The 17,985-nt window shown below is 67.9% G+C and carries 18 protein-coding genes; 7 read left to right on the forward strand and 11 right to left on the reverse strand.

Features of this window, described 5'->3' with window-relative positions:
• Genes L540_RS11075 through L540_RS11085 form a run of 3 tightly spaced genes read left to right on the forward strand, consistent with a single transcriptional unit; the run spans nucleotide 1 to nucleotide 3,625 of the window.
• Nucleotides 1–1,047 (forward strand): branched-chain amino acid ABC transporter permease, encoded by a 1,047-nt coding sequence (locus L540_RS11075; RefSeq protein ID WP_043213290.1) that lies wholly within the window; start codon nucleotides 1–3, stop codon nucleotides 1,045–1,047.
• Nucleotides 1,044–2,843, forward strand: a complete 1,800-nt coding sequence (locus tag L540_RS11080) for a branched-chain amino acid ABC transporter ATP-binding protein/permease (RefSeq protein ID WP_043213289.1) — start codon at nucleotides 1,044–1,046, stop codon at nucleotides 2,841–2,843. The genes L540_RS11075 and L540_RS11080 overlap by 4 nt, the downstream gene beginning before the upstream one ends.
• Complete coding sequence (locus L540_RS11085) at nucleotides 2,840–3,625, forward strand: ABC transporter ATP-binding protein (protein WP_048026286.1); 786 nt, start codon at nucleotides 2,840–2,842, stop codon at nucleotides 3,623–3,625. The genes L540_RS11080 and L540_RS11085 overlap by 4 nt, the downstream gene beginning before the upstream one ends.
• Here L540_RS11085 and L540_RS11090 read toward each other — a convergent pair.
• Nucleotides 3,567–4,502, reverse strand: coding sequence for a glycosyltransferase family 2 protein (locus L540_RS11090; RefSeq protein ID WP_043213288.1), 936 nt, complete (start codon nucleotides 4,500–4,502; stop codon nucleotides 3,567–3,569). The two genes, L540_RS11085 and L540_RS11090, sit on opposite strands and share 59 nt — an antisense overlap.
• 193 nt (nucleotides 4,503–4,695) lie before the next feature.
• Here L540_RS11090 and L540_RS11095 point away from each other — a divergent pair, with 193 nt between their 5' ends.
• Nucleotides 4,696–5,763, forward strand: coding sequence for a LysR family transcriptional regulator (locus L540_RS11095; protein ID WP_082149604.1), 1,068 nt, complete (start codon nucleotides 4,696–4,698; stop codon nucleotides 5,761–5,763).
• 13 nt (nucleotides 5,764–5,776) lie between these two features.
• Here L540_RS11095 and L540_RS11100 read toward each other — a convergent pair whose 3' ends face one another.
• Together L540_RS11100 and L540_RS11105 are read right to left on the reverse strand one after the other, a co-directional pair.
• Nucleotides 5,777–7,684 carry an LTA synthase family protein gene (locus tag L540_RS11100; protein WP_043213284.1) on the reverse strand — a complete coding sequence of 636 codons (1,908 nt, stop codon included), beginning with the start codon at nucleotides 7,682–7,684 and terminating at the stop codon, nucleotides 5,777–5,779.
• Between the two features lie 293 nt (nucleotides 7,685–7,977).
• Nucleotides 7,978–8,610 carry a LysE family translocator gene (locus L540_RS11105; RefSeq protein WP_043213282.1) on the reverse strand — a complete coding sequence of 211 codons (633 nt, stop codon included), beginning with the start codon at nucleotides 8,608–8,610 and terminating at the stop codon, nucleotides 7,978–7,980.
• Between the two features lie 76 nt (nucleotides 8,611–8,686).
• Between L540_RS11105 and L540_RS11110 the strand changes: the two genes are divergently transcribed.
• On the forward strand, nucleotides 8,687–9,076 hold the full coding sequence (locus L540_RS11110; protein WP_268902902.1) for a YbaN family protein: 390 nt from the start codon (nucleotides 8,687–8,689) through the stop codon (nucleotides 9,074–9,076).
• Between the two features lie 16 nt (nucleotides 9,077–9,092).
• Here the strand turns inward: L540_RS11110 and L540_RS11115 are convergent, their stop codons facing one another.
• The 6 genes from L540_RS11115 to L540_RS11140 are packed head-to-tail and all read right to left on the reverse strand — an operon-like array spanning nucleotide 9,093 to nucleotide 13,846.
• Nucleotides 9,093–9,899, reverse strand: coding sequence for an HpcH/HpaI aldolase family protein (locus L540_RS11115; RefSeq protein WP_043213732.1), 807 nt, complete (start codon nucleotides 9,897–9,899; stop codon nucleotides 9,093–9,095).
• Nucleotides 9,900–9,907: 8 nt separating this feature from the next.
• Complete coding sequence (locus L540_RS11120; RefSeq protein ID WP_043213278.1) at nucleotides 9,908–10,225, reverse strand: NIPSNAP family protein; 318 nt, start codon at nucleotides 10,223–10,225, stop codon at nucleotides 9,908–9,910.
• An 11-nt stretch (nucleotides 10,226–10,236) separates the two neighbouring features.
• Complete coding sequence (locus tag L540_RS11125) at nucleotides 10,237–11,184, reverse strand: 2-hydroxyacid dehydrogenase (RefSeq protein ID WP_109842489.1); 948 nt, start codon at nucleotides 11,182–11,184, stop codon at nucleotides 10,237–10,239.
• A gap of 12 nt (nucleotides 11,185–11,196) precedes the next feature.
• Nucleotides 11,197–12,153: a Bug family tripartite tricarboxylate transporter substrate binding protein gene (locus tag L540_RS11130; protein WP_053073193.1), complete on the reverse strand. Its 957-nt coding sequence runs from the start codon at nucleotides 12,151–12,153 to the stop codon at nucleotides 11,197–11,199.
• A 52-nt stretch (nucleotides 12,154–12,205) separates the two neighbouring features.
• A complete protein-coding gene (locus L540_RS11135; RefSeq protein ID WP_231584775.1) occupies nucleotides 12,206–13,093 on the reverse strand; it encodes an SMP-30/gluconolactonase/LRE family protein in 888 nt (295 codons plus the stop codon).
• A 21-nt stretch (nucleotides 13,094–13,114) separates the two neighbouring features.
• Complete coding sequence (locus tag L540_RS11140; protein ID WP_043213276.1) at nucleotides 13,115–13,846, reverse strand: RraA family protein; 732 nt, start codon at nucleotides 13,844–13,846, stop codon at nucleotides 13,115–13,117.
• A 126-nt stretch (nucleotides 13,847–13,972) separates the two neighbouring features.
• Between L540_RS11140 and L540_RS11145 the strand changes: the two genes are divergently transcribed.
• Complete coding sequence (locus L540_RS11145) at nucleotides 13,973–14,773, forward strand: IclR family transcriptional regulator (RefSeq protein ID WP_043213274.1); 801 nt, start codon at nucleotides 13,973–13,975, stop codon at nucleotides 14,771–14,773.
• 2 nt (nucleotides 14,774–14,775) lie between these two features.
• Here the strand turns inward: L540_RS11145 and L540_RS11150 are convergent, their stop codons facing one another.
• Nucleotides 14,776–15,825 carry a serine hydrolase domain-containing protein gene (locus L540_RS11150; protein WP_043213273.1) on the reverse strand — a complete coding sequence of 350 codons (1,050 nt, stop codon included), beginning with the start codon at nucleotides 15,823–15,825 and terminating at the stop codon, nucleotides 14,776–14,778.
• Between the two features lie 20 nt (nucleotides 15,826–15,845).
• Complete coding sequence (locus tag L540_RS11155; protein WP_043213271.1) at nucleotides 15,846–17,018, reverse strand: pyridoxal-phosphate-dependent aminotransferase family protein; 1,173 nt, start codon at nucleotides 17,016–17,018, stop codon at nucleotides 15,846–15,848.
• A gap of 219 nt (nucleotides 17,019–17,237) precedes the next feature.
• On the opposite strand from L540_RS11155, the gene L540_RS11160 reads away from it, so the two are divergent.
• Nucleotides 17,238–17,942: a GntR family transcriptional regulator gene (locus tag L540_RS11160; protein WP_043213269.1), complete on the forward strand. Its 705-nt coding sequence runs from the start codon at nucleotides 17,238–17,240 to the stop codon at nucleotides 17,940–17,942.
• The last annotated feature ends 43 nt before the right edge of the window (nucleotides 17,943–17,985 follow it).

The following is a 17,985-nucleotide window of genomic DNA, read 5'->3' on the forward strand; positions in this document are numbered from 1 at the left end:
ATGAACGCACAGATCGCCCTGATCCTCGGGCAGGATGGCATCACCAACGGCGCGATCTACGCGCTGCTGGCCCTGGCCATCCTGCTGGTCTTCGCCGTCACGCGGGTGCTTTTCATTCCTCAAGGCGAGTTCGTGGCCTTCGGCGCCCTGACGATGGCCGCCATCCAGGACGGCAAGCCCGTCGCCCTGGTATGGCTGGTCGTGGCCTTCGCCCTGATCGAAGCCGCGGTCGATCTGCGCGCGCAATACCGGCGCCGGGGCCGCCTGTTCTGGCAGTGGCGGCTGGCCGCCAAGGCGGTCTATCCGCTGGCCGTGGCGGCGCTGTTCTATACCCTGCCGCTGGCGGCCCTGCCGGCCGGCGCGCAGGCGCTGTTGACGCTGGCCCTGCTCGTGCCGCTGGGCCCGCAGCTCTACCGTCTGTTCTACCAGCCCATCGCCTCGGCGTCGACGCTGGTGCTGCTCATCGTCTCCATCGCGGTGCACCTGGCCCTGGTCGGCCTGGGACTGCTGGCTTTCGGCGCCGAGGGCGCGCGCACCCGGCCCTTCATCGACGCCAGCTTCGCGCTGGGGCCGGTCAATATCAACGGCCAGGCGATCTGGGTGGTGGCCGCCTCCGCCGTGCTGATCGTGGCGCTGTATCTGTTCTTCGAGCGCAGCATGTACGGCAAGGCCTTGCGGGCGGCGGCCTTCAACCGCCTCGGCGCCCGCTTGATGGGGATCTCGCCGGTGTTCGCGGGCAAGATCACCTTCTTTGTCGCCGCCCTGATCGGCACGGTATCGGGCATCCTGATCGCTCCCATCACCACGCTGTACTTCGATTCAGGCTTCCTGGTCAGCCTCAAGGGCTTCGTCGGCGCCATCATCGGCGGCCTGGTGAGCTACCCGCTGGCCGCCGCCGGCGCGCTGCTGGTCGGCCTGATCGAAGCCTTCTCCGCCTTCTGGGCCAGCGCCTACAAAGAAATCATCGTCTTCACCCTGATCATCCCGGTGCTGCTATGGCGCTCGCTCAAGAGCCACACGGTCGAAGAAGAGGAGGACGAGGCATGACGCCGCGCCATCTCCTCATCGCCTTCCTGGCGCTGCTGGCCATCGGGCCGCTGGTGCTGCCTCCCTTCTACATCACGCTGCTGAACTATATCGGCCTGTATGCCCTGGTCGCGCTGGGTCTGGTGCTGCTGACCGGCGTGGGCGGGCTCACCAGCTTCGGCCAGGCCGCCTTCGTCGGGCTGGGCGCCTATACGACAGCCATCCTGACCACGCGCGCCGACGTGCTGCCGGCCTGGCTGGCCTGGCTGGGCAGCTCGCCCTGGCTGACGCTGCCCGCCGGGCTGGCCCTCACCCTGGTGGTGGCCTATCTGCTGGGCGCGCTGACCCTCAGGCTCTCGGGGCACTTCCTGCCGCTGGGCACCATTGCCTGGGGCCTGAGCCTGTACTTTGTCTTCGGCTCGGTGGAGGGGCTGGGCGGTCATAGCGGCATCACGGAGGTGCCGCCGATCTCGCTGTTCGGCAAGGCGCTGACCCAGGGCGACACCATCTACTACCTGATATGGTGCTTCACCCTGCTGGGCTTGTGGTCGACCCGCAACCTGCTGGACTCGCGCGAAGGGCGCGCCATCCGCGCGCTCAAGGGCGGTCGCGTGATGGCCGAATCCATGGGCGTGGACACGGCCCGCTCGCGCATGGTGATTTTCGTCATCGCGGCGCTGCAGGCCTGCGCCTCGGGCTGGCTTTATGCGCATATGCAGCGCTTCGTCAATCCGCATCCCTTCGGGCTGCAGATGGGCATCGAATACCTCTTCATGACGGTGATCGGCGGCGCGGGGCAGGTCTGGGGCGCGCTGGTGGGCGCAGGGGTCTTCACCGTGCTCAAGCAATGGCTGCAGGACCTGCTGCCCCGGCTGCTGGACCAGACCGGCAATTTCGAGGTCATCGTGTTCGGCTTCGGCATGGTGCTGTTGCTGCACCGCTGGCGCGGCGGAATCTGGCCGGCGCTGGCGCGGCGGGTGCCGCTGCGCAAGACCGAGCGCCAGATCGACCCGCGCGCCGAAGCCCTGCCGCGCCGGTCCATGCCGCCGCGCGGCGAGGTGGTGCTCAAGGCCACTGGCATCACGCGCAAATTCGGCGGCCTGGTCGCCAACAACAACATGGACCTGGAGATCCGCGCCGGAGAGATTCTCGCCCTCATCGGTCCGAACGGGGCGGGCAAGAGCACCATGTTCAACCAGATTTCCGGCGTGGACACGCCCACCTCGGGCAGCGTGGTGTTCCGGGGCCGCGAGGTGGCCGGCGCCGGCGCGCGGGCCATCGCCCGGCTGGGCCTGTCGCGCACCTTCCAGCATGTGCGCCTGCAAAAACGCATGAGCGCGCTGGAGAACGTGGCCATCGGCGCGCACTTGCGCGGCCATGCCGGCGTGCTGCGCTCGGCCTGGCGCCTGGACCGCGCCGAAGAGGCCCGTCTGCTGGCCGAGGCCGCCCGCCAGCTTGACCGGGTGGGGCTGGGCGCGCACGGCTGGGATGAGGCCGGCTCGCTCGCCCTGGGCCAGCAGCGCATCCTGGAGATCGCCCGCGCCCTGGCCGCCGACCCTTGCCTGCTGCTGCTGGACGAACCGGCCGCCGGCCTGCGCTACCAGGAAAAGCGGGTGCTTGCCGACCTGCTCGAACGCCTGCGCGCCGAGGGCATGGCCATCCTGCTGGTGGAGCACGACATGGAATTCGTAATGGGCCTGGTGGACCGGGTCGTGGTCATGGACTTCGGCCAGAAGATCGCCGAAGGCCTGCCGGCCGAGGTGCAGCAGCACCCGGCCGTGCTGGAAGCCTATCTGGGCGGGGTGGACGAAGCATGAGCCAGATGCTGCTGGAAGTCGACGGGCTGCGCGTGGCCTACGACAAGATCGAGGCCGTATGCGGCGTGGACCTCGCCGTCGGCCAAGGACAGATCGTGACCGTGATCGGGCCCAATGGCGCGGGCAAGACCACCCTGCTGTCGGCCATCATGGGGGTCCTGCCTTCCCAGGGCGGCATCCGCTTTGCCGGCCAGCCCTGCGTGCACGCCGAAGTCGAGGAAATGGTCGCCGCCGGCCTGAACCTCGTGCCCGAGAAGCGCGAGCTTTTCGCCGAGATGAGCGTCGAGGACAACCTGATGCTTGGCGCCTTTCATCGCTACCGGCTGGGCCTGCGCGACCATGGCCAGACCATGGACGAAGTGTATGAACTCTTCCCCAGGCTGCGCGAACGCCGCGCCCAGCTGGCCGGCACGCTGTCGGGCGGCGAGCGCCAGATGCTGGCGGTGGGCCGCGCCCTGATGGCCAAGCCCAGACTGCTGATGCTCGACGAGCCCAGCCTGGGCCTGGCGCCGCGCATCGTGCGCGAAGTCTTCCGCATCGTGTCGGAACTGCGCCGCCGGGGCGTGTCCATCCTGCTTATCGAGCAGAACGCGCGCGCCGCGCTGCAGGTGGCCGACTATGCCTATGTCCTGGAAATGGGCCGCGTGACGGTCCAGGGGCCGGCCGCCGAGATTGCGCGGGACCCGCGCGTCATCGAGGTCTACCTGGGCCTGGGCCAGGCCGCTACAACAGGCCGCGGCGCCGGTCCCGCAGATACAGCAGATAGCCCAGCGGCCACATGAGCCAGGTCAGCAGGCGGCCCAGGGGCTGGGTCAGGCGGTGGCTGCCGACCGCCGTTTCCCGGCCCGAATGGGCCAGCAGCAGCCGGAAACGTGTGTAACGCGCCGCCGCCATCAAGAAACCCTTGGGCCGGAAGCGGAACATCCCCGTGTGATGCTGCAGCATGTCCCAGGCCAGCAGGTACAGGCCCTGGGCATTGCCGCGCAGCGATACCGCGCTCTGGCTCAAGCCATCGGACGAATCATGGTAGATGCGGACCACGCGGTTGATGAAGCGGCTGCGGTAGCCCCGCCGCGCGATCTCCCACCACACCAAGCTTTCGGGCACGAAACCCGGCACGTCTTCCGGGAACGGGAAGCGCCTGAGCACATCGCCGCGCATGCAGCCGAATTTCTCGCCCCGGACTTTTTCGCGGAAATACATGTCCACGGCATTGCTGTCGAAGACGTCCGCGGGGAAACGGTCGCCCACGATGCTGCCGTCGGGACGCGCGCATAGGCCGGTCACGGCGACAAAGCCGTCGCGCTCGGCCTCGGGAATGCCGCGCCAGGCCTCGTCGAGTATCGCCAGGGCGTCCGGGGTCATTTCGTCGTCGCTGTCCAGGGCCACGATGAGTTCGCCGCGCGCCTCGCGCACGCCGCGATTGAAAGCGGTTTTCTTGTGCTGGTTTTTCTGCCAGACGTAGCGGATGGGAAAGGCGGCGCGCGCCTGCCATTCGCCGATGATCTGGTGGGTGTTGTCGGTCGAGCCGTCGTCGACGACCAGCCATTCGAAATCGCGGAAGGTCTGCCCCGCCAGGGACTGGTAAACACGATGCAGCGTGGCCGCCCTGTTATAGGTCGGCGTGAGCACCGTAAATCGGTAATTAGGTTTATTCATGCGTTCTGGCCTGTCGCCAAACTATGCCGCGCTCCGCCTGCAATAGTCATCAACGCCGCAGTTTAGGAGAGAAAAACCCTAAATTCGTGCCAAAAAACCCATAATTGAAATCGAATATATCAGCGTGCAACGGCTGCGCGCGGCCTCCGCGGGGTACACTTTGCCGTCGCGGACCTCTGCAAGCGCCCACTCCATGGAACCGAACACCGTCCAGCTCAACGACATCGCCCTGTTCGTCGAGGTCGCCAAGCGCAAGAGCTTCAGCCTGGCGGCCAGGGCCCTGCACATGCCGACCTCGACCCTGTCGCGGCGCATCGGCCAGCTGGAGCGCGCCATCGGGCTGCGCCTGATCAACCGCAATACCCGGCGGCTGGAGCTCACCGACGCGGGCTCTATCTATCTGCGCCGCTGCCAGGGCCTGATCGACGAAGCCCGCCTGGCGCAGGAGCAGCTGCTGTCGCTGTCCAGCAAACCCAAGGGGCGCTTGAGCATCTCCATGCCCTACAGTCTCGCGATCTGGCTGCTGCCGACCTCGCTGCGCGCCTTCATGGACGCCTATCCCGACCTGGAATGCGAGTTCGACCTCAACATGAAATCGACCGCTGATTCGCAGGGCGAGCCCTTCGACATCATGCTGCGCTTCGGACGCCTGGGCAGCGATTTCCATGACGACAACGCCGCCGTGGTCGATGAGATCATCCGGCTGGAGAATTATCTCTACGCCTCGGACGAATATCTGGCCCAGCATGGCGAGCCGCGCACGCCGGCCGACCTGGTCGATCACCAGTGCCTGCGCACCGCCATCGACGAAGCGCATTCTTTCTGGATCCTCACCAACGGCAAGCACACCGAGCGGGTCGAGATCAGCGGCCATCTCGCCGGCAACAACATCAGCGTCATGGGCACGCTGTCCGGCCTAGGCCTGGGCATCGCCCGCCTGCCCTTCTGCCAGGCGCTCGACCCCATCATCGAGCGGCATTCGCTCAGGCGCGTGCTGCCGAACTGGCAGGTGCAGCCGATCTCGATCTACGGGCATTTCCCGCAGCAGATCCTGCCGGCCAAGACCCGCGCCTTCATGGATTTCATCCGGCCGCAGCTGGGCCCCGCCGGCAGCCTGCCGCCGGCCAGCCCGCCGACCGCGGCCGATGATGAAAGCGACGCGGCCGACGCCGACATGCTGCTGGCCGAAGGCCTGCAAGCCGCGCTGCCGGCGCCGAAACGCCGCGGCCGCCCGCCCGCGCCGGATTCTTCGGCGCACTGAAACAACGGCGCGTTCAGCGCTTTTTGCGCAGATGCGGCAGGGTGTAGGCCTGGTCGCGGTAGACCCGCTGCGGCCACAAGGCATGGGCCAGGGTCTTGCGGACCGCCTCCGGGTCCGGCGGGGTGATGGGCTGGTAGTCGTCGCCGCCCTGGTAGAGATACTGGGAGCCGGCCTTGCCGGGCTCCAAGATGGTCAGGGTGCGTTCCTGCAGCAGGCCGTAGACATCGCCATACTGCATCAAGGCGCGGCCGCCGGCGCGCTCGTCGGTGAGGTCAAAGCCGATCATGGGATGCTCGCCCTCGATGCCCAGCAATGACAGCAGCGTCACCGGGAAGTCGATCTGGCTGACCACGCGCTCATCGAGGCGCGGACGCACCGGGCCGCCCAGGATGAGGGCCGGGATATGGAAATGGCGCAGCGGGATGCGCTGCTTGCCGCCCACGCGCACGTCGTGGTCGGCCGTCACCAGGAATACCGTGTCGTCCCAATAGGCGGATTGGCGCGCGCGGTCGAAGAACTGCCCGATGGCCCAATCGGCGTAGCGCACCGTATTGCCCACCGTGGCCGGATCGCCCACGGGCGTGATGCGGCCTTGCGGATACTCCCAGGGCGAATGGTTGCTGACGCTGAAGGCCAGGATGAAGCAGGGTTCATCGCCCGCCTGGTCGAGCACGGCATGGACGCGGTTGAACATGTCCTCGTCGCTGGCGCCCCAGGTGCCGACAAAGGCCGGCTTGTCGAAGGTTTTCAGGTCGTAGAGCTCGGTAAAGCCATTGCCCAGGAAGAAGGCCTTCATGTTGTCGAAATGGGCCTCGCCGCCATAGACGAAGCAATTGCGGTAGCCCTGCGTGCCCAGCAGCTGCGCCAGGGTGAAGAAGCGCGATTGCGCCCCCGGCAGCCGCAATGCCGCCTGCGACAGCGAGGGCGGGAAGCCGGCCGACAGCGCTTCCAGGCCGCGGACCGATCGGGTGCCCGTGGCATAGGCCTGCCGGAAGGTCCAGGCCAGCGGCGCCAGGCGGTCCAGCTCGGGCGTGCAGCCGCTGCCGCCCAGATGGCCGACGAATTGCGCGCCCAGGCTTTCTTCGACGATGAGCACGAGATGGCGTTTTTTCTTGGGGCGCTCGGGCGGCTGATGCCTGTGCAGCGTGGGGATGGCGGGATCCGAGGGCGTGTCCGCGATGCACGAGGCCTCGCGCACCAGCGCCTGGATCTGCGCGTCGTCCATGTCGCCATAGGCGCGGCTGGCGGAGGCTTCGTTCTTGAGCGAATACACCGAGAACATCACGTTGTAGAGCGAGTTCAGGGCCAGCGCGTTGACCAGGCCGTCGCCGCAGAAGGCGACCGTCGAGGGATTGATGGGGCGATGCTTGAGCGTGCCGCGTATGGCCAGCACGCAGGCCGCGATGCCGGCCAGCGTGAGGATGGGACGCAGCCACCATGCGATGGCCGGCTCGGGAAAGAGCCAGGCCTGGCCCAGCAGCCGCCAGCCCAGGGCCACCATGGCCAGCAGGGCCGCCACCCCCAGGAACAGCGCCAGCCGGTACTCCTTGAAGAGCATCGAGAAGACTTCCCTGGGGTATTTCAGATAGATGACGTAGAGCTGGTTGGGGCGGGTGTCGTATTCGATGACGTATTGCGGCGTGGAGAACTCCAGCAGGCAGATGACCGACCACGCGAAGACCAGCCAGACCCCGTTGACGGCGATGGCGCCCGGCCAGCCGCCCAGCCAGGGCGCCAGGGCCAGCGGCAGGGCCACCATGATGCCGATGAGATGGGCATCGATGCGCAGGCCGCCCACCAGGATGCGCAGCGGATGCCCCGCCTCGGCCACGCGCTTGCGCTGCCACAACATCAGGGCGAGACGGCACACCGTCAGGAAAACCAAGGTCGAGACGATGAAGACCAATATCTGTGAATACATGACCTACCTGAACCCCGGAACGCGGGCTTGCGCAAAACACAAGACCATAGAGGAAAAGCCGTCAAATTTTCATGAGCGGCGGACAATCAGCTAGGCGGCAAGCCCCCTGCGGGGCGCTCTTGCGATCCCCGGGCATGGATCTGTCGCCGATATTCAATAGCGGGCGATTGTTCCATGGGCATGCGGGCCGGGCAAGCGGCATATCCACGCCGTCCGGGAGGTGGCCATGGCCTCGGGACCAGACGCCGGACGTGCCGTCCAGGAGAAAAGACCGCTCAAGGTCGAGCCCGGCATCAGGGCGCGATGCGCTTGAGCGCCAGCAGGCCCGCGCCAAAGGAAACGAAAATGCCGCCCATGACGCGATCCACCCAGCGCACCACGCGCGGCCGGGTCAAGGCGGCGCGCGCCTGGCGCGCCATCAGCGCATAGGCATGCAGCGAACACAGCGACATCAGCATGAAGATCCCGGTGAGCACCAGAAATTGCGGCATGAGCGGTTCGCCGGCCGACACGAACTGGGGAAACAGCGCCGCGAAGAACAGGATGGGCTTGGGATTGGTCAGCGCCAGGCCGACGGCCTCGCGGAAATACGAAGCGTTGGCGCGGCGCGGCAGCGGACCGCTGTCGGCGATCACCAGGGACGCGCGGCCGCGCAGCTGCTTGAACCCCAGATAGAACAAGTAGCAGGCGCCGAGCACCTTGACCGCCAGGAACAGCGCGGCCGAGGTGCGCAGCAGCACGCCCAGGCCCAGCATGGAAGCGGCCGACAGGCAGAACAGCCCGGCCGCATTGCCCAGGGCGCCGAAGAAGACCCCGCGCATGCCGCCGCCCAGCGCATTGCGGATCGCCAGCACCGTGGCCGGGCCAGGACTGACAACCGATACGGCGGCAATGGCGCAATAGGCCAATAGGACTTGGGTCTGCATGAGGCGCTCCGGGGGTTCCGCGCCAGATCTTAGCCCAGACTGCTCTACACTCGGCGCGGAGATAGGGAGCACGAGTTTGTCTGGATCACCCGCCGCTGGATGGAAGCGCTATGCCTGGGCCTGCCTTGGATGGGTCATGGTGGCGCTGGGCTTTATCGGCGCCTTCTTGCCCGTGATGCCCACGACCATCTTCCTGATCCTGGCAGCCGGCTGCTTCGCGCGCTCCTCGCCCAGTCTGGAAGCCTGGCTATTGCATCATCCGAGATTCGGCACGCCGCTGCGGCAGTGGCGCGAGCAAGGCGCCATCAGCCGCAAGGGCAAGGCCTATGCCGCCGCGGGCATGGCGGCCGGCTATGCCCTCTTTCTGTGGGGCGCCCGGCCCGGCTGGCCGCTGGCCTGCGGCGTGGCCGCCGGCATGGCCGCCTGCGCGGCCTGGGTGCTGAGCCGTCCGGCGCCCCGGGACTGAGCGCGCGGCGGCGGCGCTAGACTGCGCCGGCCGTCTCCCTGGCCATGCGCGCCTGCTGCGCCGCTCCCGCCGCCAAAAAGGCCAGATCCGTTCCGGTAGACAGGAAACGCACGCCCATCCCCACCAACCGGCGCATCAGCGCCGGGCGCTGGGCCAGGCCGCCCGCCCCCACCGTCTTGCCATGCCGGCGCGCGGCGGCCAGCGCCTGGGCAAAGGCGGCCGCTACGGCCTCATCATCTTCCGGGCCCCAGCCCAGTTCCGCGCCAAGATCGCCCGCGCCGACGAACAGCATGTCCACGCCGTCCACGCCGGCCAGCGCCTCGGCCTGGGCCAGGCCCGCGGCGCTTTCGACCATGACGGCGACAAAGAGCGAACGGTTCAGGGCCGCGCAGGCCTGGCCGGCCGGAAAGGCGCGATAGTGCAGCAGCGGCTGGCCGGCGCCCATCGAACGCCGTCCCCGCGGCGGATAGCAGGCCGCGGCCACGGCCCGGCGGGCGGAGGCCGCATCCTCCAGATGCGGCAGGATCAGGCCCATGGCGCCGCCATCCAGCACGCGCCCGATCAAGGCCGCGTCGGCGGCCGGCAGGCGCACCAGCGGCACCACGCCAGCCTCGCGCGCCGCGTGGCAGACCAGAGCCGCGGTTTCCAGCGACAGGACACTGTGCTCCAGATCCACATACAACGTATCGAAACCGGCGGCGGCCGCGATGCGGCCGATTTCGTGGCTGCGCATGATACGCACGCTCATCGAGACCGCCACGCCGCCCGCCGCCAGGAGCGCCTTGAGCGGATTGCGGGTCAGGCGGTCCAGATCCTGCGTCATGCCGGCCATCATAGGTAAATGGGGCAGAACGGGGCCGGCGTCAGGATCTTGACCTCCTGCGCCACGAAAGTGCCCCGGTTGCCGAGCTTGAAAGTCTGCCACGCCGGGTCGGCGTCCATGGCCTGGCGCCGGGCCTCGCGGTCCGCCAGGCTGTCATAGACCCAGATATGCACGACCTGGTTGAGGGGCCCGATCTCGCTGACAAAAAAACCCAGCAGCCGGCCCAGGTGCTTGCGCTGCAGCGGCAGCGCATCGCGTTCGTAGCGCGCCAGATAATCCTCCATGCGGCCATGGGCGACGGTATAGGTGCGTTGTTCGAAAATCATCCGGACTGGCCTCAAACCGGCGGCGTGACGACGCGCCCGGTCTCGAAGAAAGATTGCAGATTGCGCATCACCAAGGCCTCCATGGCCGCGCGCGTTTCGCGCGTGGACGCGGCGATATGCGGCAGCAGCACGACGCGCTCGCTGGCGATCAGGGCTTGCGGCACCTGGGGCTCCTGCGCGTAAACGTCCAGCCCGACGCCCGCGATCGCGCCCTCCTGCAAGGCCTGGACCAGGGCCGGCTCGTCGACAACGCTGCCGCGCGCGATATTGATGAGAAAGCCGTCCGGACCCAGGGCCCGCAACACCGGCCCATCCACCAGATGGCGCGTGGTTTCGCCGCCCTGGCAGGCGACCACCAGGAAATCCGAATCGCGCGCCAGCGCGCGCAGATCGGGCTCGAAACCATAGGGCGCGCCGGCGCGCGGCTTGCGGCCGTGATAGCGCACGGACATGTCAAAACCCTCGGCGCGGCGCGCGATCGCCATGCCGATGCGGCCCAGGCCCAGAATGCCCAGGCGCTTGCCGCTGACGCGGGCGCCCAAACCGAAGGCGCCCGACAGCCAGCGGCCCTCGCGCACATGGCGGTCGGCGGCCACGATGCGCCGGGCCACCGACAGCATCAACGCCAGCGCCGTATCGGCAACGCAGGCATTGAGCACATCGGGCGTGGTGCTCACCGCCACGCCGTGACGGCGGGCGGCGGCCAGGTCGATGCCGTCATGGCCCACACCGAAACAGGCCGCCACACCGCCGGCCACGGCTTGCATGACGTCCGCCGCACAGCCATGACGCGACATGGTGACCGCCCCCGCATAGCGGCCGGCGTTGGCGCGCAGAAACGCCGCCCGGTCGGGCTCCTGCCAATAAGGGTGCAAGACATAGCGCTCGCGCAACAACTGCTCCAGCCCGGGCGGCAGAGGCCCGATCTGCAAAAGCACCCTCCGAATGCCTATCGTCATGGCGTCCGCGCCTTATTCAGTGCGGATGCCGGCGGCCTTGAGCCACGGCACCCAGCGGTCGAAATCGCTTGCCAGCCTGGCCTGGAAAGCCGCCGTGTCCTGCGGATGGCTGAAACCGGCGTCGGCCAGCCGGGCCTGCACATCGGGCAGCCTGACGGTCTGGGCCAGGGCCCGCGCCAGAGCCTGCTTGCGCTCGGGCGCCATGCCGCGCGGCACCATCACGCCATACCAATTGCTCATCTGCAGCTCGGGCATGCCGGCCTCTTGCGCGGTGGGAATGTCGGGCAAAAGCGGCGAGCGCCTGGTATCGAAGATCACCAGTCCCTTGATGCGGCCTTCCTGGATATAGGGCTTGAGCACCGGCACATCGGCATTGACCAGGTCCACATTGCCGGCGATGAGGTCCATCAGCGCGGGCGCCGCGCCCCGGTAGGGAATATGCACCAGAGGGACATGGGCCGTGCGCGCGAATAATTCCGCGCCCACATGCATGGTGCCTCCCACCCCGGTCGAGCCATAGTTGAGCTTGTGCGCCCCCTTGGCCTTGGCGACCAGGTCCTGCAACGAATTCACGCCCAGGCCGGGACGCACCGCCAGCATGGTCTGAACCTCGCCCAGCAGATAGACCGGCTCCAGGTCCTTGCGTGGGTCATACGGCAGCCTGGGCGTGGTCCCGGCGCTCAACACCAGGCTGGAGGTCGTCAACAACAGGGTCGCGCCATCGGGCGCGGCCTTGGCGGCATAGGCGGTGCCCACGGTGCCGCCCGCCCCGCCCCGATTCTCCACCACGGCGGTCTTGCCCAAGGCCTTGCCCAGCCCGGGCGCCACGATGCGCGCGATCTGGTCGGCCGGGCCGCCGGGCGCAAAGGGCACGATGATCTTGACCACATCGGCGGCCAGGGCGGGCGCGGCGCAGGCGGCCACGGCCAGGCCCGCGCATAGCGCGGCTTGCTTGAAGGTCAGTCGCACGGCTTGTCTCCTCGGGCTCGCCGGCCCGCTATTGCTCTGTTGACGCCCGTTATCAGCCGCCGAAACGCGGTTCGGGCAGGCCGCGCACTCCCACATCCAGGGCCAGCAAAGCGCCGGCCAGCGGCTCGGCGGCCTGCTGTTCGGGCGTAAAACGCTGCGAATGGCTGGTGATGTAGAGGGTGTCGAGCCGCTCGCCGCCGAAGGCCGGGCAGGTCGGATTGGTGACAGGCAGCTGGATGACGCGGTCCACCCGGCCATCGGGCGCCAGGCGCACCAACTGGCCGGTGGCCACCATGCAGTTCCATACAAAACCCTCGGCGTCCACGGTGGCGCCGTCAGGGCGGCCTTGCTGCTGCGTCCAATCCTTGAACACGCGCCGGTTGGAGATCTCGCCCGCGTCGATGTCGTAATCGAACACCCAGATCATCTGCTTGTGCGTGTCAGCGAAATACATATTGCGGTCGTCCGGGCTGAAGCTGATCGCATTGGGCAGCACGAAGCCGTCCAGCCTGGCAGTGCAGCGCCCATCCGGGTCCACGCGATAGAGCGTGCCCAACGGCTCGCGCCGGGTGTCGTGCATGCTGCCCACCCAGAAGCGGCCGCGCCGATCGCACTTGCCGTCATTCAGGCGCATGCCAGGCGCGCCCTGCAAAGGATCGGCGATGCGCCGCGCGGGCTGGCCGCCGGCCGGATCGAAGATATGCAAGCCGGTTGGCGCGGCCAGCAGAAAGCCGCCCTGCTCGCGCAAGGCGATGGAGCCGGTGATGAGCTCGGGATGCAGGCGCTGCGCGGCGTGGCGGCCGGTGGCCGGGTCATACCATTGCAGCGCCGGGCGGCGCACGTCGATCCACCACAGGCGCTGGGTGCGCGCGCACCACAAGGGGACTTCGCCGAGGATATCGGCCGTCTGCGCGGCCACCCGAACGGGGCTTTCCATCATGCTGCACTCCCTGGTTTCAAATCATTTGTATTTGGCGACGGCCAGCGCGGCCAGGCTGATGCCGGCGGCAATATCGGCTTTCTGCCGCTTGTCGCCGGCGTCGATCTTCTCGGCCTGCTCCAAGACCGGCCCCGCCTGCGCGAAAGGCACGAAGACCACGCCGGCCTCATCGGCCACCACGAGATCGCCGGCATCCACCGCCACGCCGGCGATCCGTACCCGACCGTTGATCTCCACGGTCTGCAACCGCCATTTGCCGGTGATCGGCGTCACGCCGCGCGACCAGATCGGAAAATCCCGCTCGCGGCTGCTGTCCGGATCGCGGAAAGATCCATCGATGACCGCGCCCGCGCAGCCGGCGCGATGGGCCACGGCCGCCGACTGGCCGCCCATGTTGGACACGCCGGCCAGCCCCTCGATCACCACCACATCGCCCGGCCCGGCCTGGTTGTAGGCCTCGTGTTCACCCATCAGCCCGCGGCCGCCGGCCGCGGCCGCGCCGGGATCATCGGCGCGCTCGACATTGCGCACGGTCACGGCCTGGCCGACCATGCGGCGCGGCCCCAGCGTGGGAGCCAACACCGACGCGGGGATCGCGCCGCGCAGCCCCAGCGCATCCATGGCGTCGGATACCGCGCCGCTAAGATCCTGCAGCGCGGCATAACGCGCGAGCCATTCAGGCGCCAGCCTGGGCAGGTCGGCGCGGCGTATCGCTTCGGGCGGCACGCGCCCGGTCAGGGGTTTTGGAGTCATTTCCGCTCAGGACAGATGGGCTGTCGCGGAAATTAACTCGCCATTTCAGAAACAGCATAGATTCCAAATCCTGGGATTTTTTCTTTTTTGCCACAGGACGGCATTCCTGCGCGCTATGCTGATGCGGTGAAACACGCTCCCGCTCCTGTCCAGGACAGCGGCACCAGCCTGGGCCGCGCCTTCGCCGTGCTCGATCTGTTCACCCTGGCCCACCCCATCGTGACGGTCGAATACGTCACCCAAGCGCTGGCATACACGCGCTCGACCGCCTACCGCTATCTGCGCGAGTTGGCCGGCGCCGGCCTGATCACCCAGGCCGCGCCCGGCGTCTACAGCCTGGGGCCGCGCATCATCGAACTGGAGCGCTTGATGGCCCTGACCGACCCGCTCTATCGGGCCGGCCTGAACGTGCTGCCGCAGGAGCGGCAAAGCAACACCGCGCTGCTGCTGCACAACCTCTACGAAGACAAGGTCCTGTGCATTCTGAAGGCCGGCCCCGACGCGCTCGAATGCAGCGGACAGCGCATCACCATCCGGCGCGCGCGCGGCCTGCCCTTTCCCTTGTTCCAGGGCGCGGCTTCTCTGGCCATGCTGCCATGGCTATCGGCGCACCGGATACGCCAGACCTATCTGCAAAATCCCAAACCCATCGCGCGCGCCGGCCTGGGCGAAAACTGGGAGCAGTTCCGGCGCAGCATGGTCGCCGTGCGCCGCACCGGCTACGCCACCAGCCACGGCACTATCACGCCCTTGATCAGCGGCGTGGCCGTGCCCATCCTCGCGCCCAGCGGCCGCCTGCTGGGCAGCCTGGCCCGCACGCTGCCCACCGAGGCCCTGGACGAAGCCGCCGAAGCCCGCCACGCCGAGGTCCTGCAGGGCCTGGCCCGGCGCATCGCCGAAGGCTGCGTCCAGGCCTCGGCGCGCTGAGGTCAGCCCGCGTCCACGGCCTGGAGGATCTTGCCGAACAGCTCGTTGGCATGGGCCGAATCGAGCCAGCGCACAATCACCACCATGCGCCGCTCGGGCTCGACCCAGGTGAAGGAACTGCCCGCGCCGACGCCGAAGAAGCTGGATTCCGGCAGGCTGGGGAACATCTTGCGCTGGTGGTTCAGCCAGATCAGGTAGCCATAGTAGGGCGCGATATCGACCGGCTGGCGCATGGCCTGTATCCATTCGCGAGAAAGCACCTGGCGGCCCTGGGCCCGGCCTTCTTCCAGCAGCATCTGCCCGATCAAGGCCTGGTCGCGCGCGCTGACGGACATGCCGCCGCCCCAGTGCGAGCCGCCCGGCACGGAGGGCATGCGCTTGCCGTCGATCTCGACCCAGGCGTTGTCGTAGCCCACCCACTGCCAGTCTTCGCTCGCGCCGATGGGGCGCATCACCGCTTCGCGGAAGACCTCGGGCAAGGGCTGGCGGAACAGGTGCAGCAAGGCATAGGAGAGCTGGTTGATGCGCACATCGTTGTATTCCCAGTAGGTGCCGGGGCGCTGCAAGGGCCGCGCATCGCCCTTCTTGCCATTGGGCGGCACGCCGAAGGTCACGGCGCGATAGCGGTCGACCTGGTCCGGAACGCCGAAGCGCTCGCCCTCCCATTCGCTGGTCTGCTGCAGCAGCTGGCGCCAGGTGATCTCGGCGTTCTGGCCGGCGTCGAAGCCGATGCCCGGCACGCGCTTGCGCACGGGTTCTTCGACATCGGGCAGCAGGCCCCGGTCATGCGCCACGCCCGCCAGGATGGCGAGATAGAGCTTGGCCACGCTGAAAGTCAGGTCGGCGCGCTCCGGTTCGCCCCATTCGATCAGGGTCTTGCCGTCCACGCGCACGACGCCGCTGTTGGGGCCGCGATCATGCACCGGTCCCAACAAACGGTTATAGGGCGCGGGGTCCTGCTGGTGTACGCCCCAATTGCCCTTGACGCTGCGGTCCCAGGTGGATTCGTGGTCGCGGGCGAACTGTATCGCCTCCTGCATCAGTGCATTCATGTGATGTCCTCGGAAAAAAATCAGATACGGGCCAGGCGCTGCATGACGGCGGCCATGCCGCCCTCGCGATGCGGCACGCCCAGCAGCGACAGCCCCATCTCCACGCCGGCCAGGGTGCCGCACAGCGTCAAATCGTTGAAATGGCCCAGGTGGCCGATGCGGAAGACCTTGTCCGCCAGCTTGCCCAGGCCCTGGCCCAGCGACATGTCGAAGCGTTCCAGCACCACGGCGCGCAGGCGATCGGCGCTATAGCCCTCGGGCATCATCACCGTGGTCAGCACCGGGCTATGGCCGTTGGCCTCCTGGCACAGGATCTCCAGGCCCCAGGCGCGCACCGCCGCGCGCGTGGCTTCGGCATGGCGCTGGTGGCGCGCGAACACGGCCGGCAGGCCCTCGGCCTTGAGCATGGCGATGGCCTCGTGCAGGCCGTAGAGCAGATTGGTGGCCGGGGTGTAGGGGAAATAGCCCTTCTCGTTGACCGCCAGCATGTCGCGCCAGTCCCAGTAGGCGCGCGGCAGTCGAGCCTGCTCGGCGCGCGCCAACGCGCGCGCGCTGATGGCATTGAAAGACAGCCCGGGCGGCAGCATCAGGCCTTTCTGCGATCCGGACACGCTGACGTCCACGCGCCACTCTTCGTGGCGGTAATCGATGGAGCCCAGCGAAGAAATCGTGTCGACCATCAGCAGCGCGCCATGGCCGGCGCGGTCGATGGCCGCGCGCACGGCGGGGATGTCGCTGGTCACGCCGGTGGACGTCTCGTTGTGCACCACGCAAACCGCGGCGATCCCCGGGTCGGCGCGCAAGGCCGCCTCGATGCGGGCCGGGTCCACGCCATGGCGCCAATCGCCCTCCAGGAACTGCACCTCCAGGCCCAGGCGCGCGGCCAGCCGGCGCCACAGCGTGGCGAAATGCCCGGTCTCGGCCATGAGCACCCGGTCGCCCGGCGACAGCGTATTGACCAAGGCGGCTTCCCAGGCGCCCGTGCCCGAGGCGGGATAGATGATGACCGGCCCCGATGTCTGGAAGATGTCCTGCATCCCGGCCAGCACCGCCCGGCCCAGCTCGCCGAATTCCGGGCCGCGGTGATCGATGGTGGGATGGTCGATGGCGCGCAAGACCCGGTCTGGGACATTGCTCGGGCCAGGAATCTGCAGAAAGTGGCGGCCGGAAGGATGGCGGTTCAGGACGAGCATGCGTGGCCTCGGTCAGAGAGTGGTATACCAAAAAGCACGACATGGACAGCAGGACGACAGACGGCCTGCCGCGCAAGGCGGCCGATCTTCTGTCGAAAAACCTCCGCGCAAACTCTACGCTATGTTTTTTACGGCGTGATCTAGGGTATCCACGCATGCAGCAATGCCGCCCCGCGGGTCTATAGTGGCCGCTATTCACAGCCAGATTTTGGTATACCAATGAGCAGTGAAGCCTACACGGAAGACAGCGGCGAGCTTCTGGCCAGCTCCGAGCGCGGCGGCGGCACGCTGCCCGCGGCGGTGGCCGCGTCCTTGCGCGAACGCATCATCCAGGGCCTGCTCGCCCCCGGCGCCCGCCTGAGCGAGCGCTATCTCTGCGAGCTGACGGGCGTCTCGCGCACCCCCTTGCGCGAGGCCCTGCGCCTGCTGGCCGCCGAGGGGCTGGTGCATCTGCAGCCCAACCGGGGCGCGCAGGTGGTGGCGCTTTCCGAGCAGGACATGCGCGAGGCTTTCGAAGTGATAGGCGGCCTGGAGGCCATGGCCAGCCGGCTCGCCTGCGAACGCGCCAGCCAGGCGGAAATCGCCGAGATCCAGGCCCTGACCTACGAAATGATGGCCAGCCACGCGCGGCGCGACCTGCCCAGCTACTACCGCCTGAACCACGCCATCCACGAAAAAATGAGCCATGCGGCGCACAACCGCCTGCTCAACCAGGTGTACGAGGCGCAGAACGCGCGCATCCAGCACTTGCGCTTTGCCTCGAACGAAGACCGCGCCAAATGGGACCAGGCCATGGCCGAGCATGTCGCCATGGCCGAGGCCCTGGCCGCGCGCGACGCCGACCGCCTGGCCGCCATCATGCGCCAGCATCTGCAGCGCAAATGCGATGCGGTGCTGCGCGCCCTGTGGCCGCCGCCGGCCTAGCGCCGCCCGGTCATACAGGACTGGCTCGTCAAGAGGCCAGCCA

The sequence above is a fragment of the Bordetella pseudohinzii genome (assembly GCF_000657795.2).
GTDB lineage: Bacteria > Pseudomonadota > Gammaproteobacteria > Burkholderiales > Burkholderiaceae_B > Bordetella > Bordetella pseudohinzii.